This is a genomic window from Vibrio sp. 10N.222.49.C9 (genome assembly GCF_041474985.1).
GTDB classification, from domain to species: Bacteria; Pseudomonadota; Gammaproteobacteria; order Enterobacterales; family Vibrionaceae; genus Vibrio; species Vibrio crassostreae_C.
Genome location: NZ_JBFRVD010001298.1, coordinates 1 through 253, shown reverse-complemented (window position 1 = coordinate 253; position 253 = coordinate 1). Strand labels below are relative to the sequence as shown.

Annotated in this window: 1 protein-coding gene; it reads right to left on the bottom strand. The window is 50.2% G+C overall.

Annotated features, from left to right (window positions below; all coding sequences use genetic code 11):
- Window positions 1-253: aminotransferase class III-fold pyridoxal phosphate-dependent enzyme (locus AB4585_RS27995; RefSeq protein ID WP_372172022.1), on the bottom strand; the 253-nt coding region annotated here is incomplete at both ends.

The following is a 253-nucleotide window of genomic DNA, read 5'->3' as shown; positions in this document are numbered from 1 at the left end:
CCTCTGAACTCAGCAAAGATTGGGTATTTAGCATTGATGCGCTCTAGCTCTGCACGAAATAGCCCTTCACGCTCTTTAACGCCTTGTAGAACATCAGGTTGAGAAACATGTCCAACGACGGCTTCAGCAACAGCACACGCTAATGGGTTACCACCGTAAGTAGAGCCGTGAGTGCCAATCTTAAGGTGCTTAGCCAGTTTCTCTGTCGTCAGCATAGCGCCAACCGGGAAACCACCACCAAGAGACTTAGCGG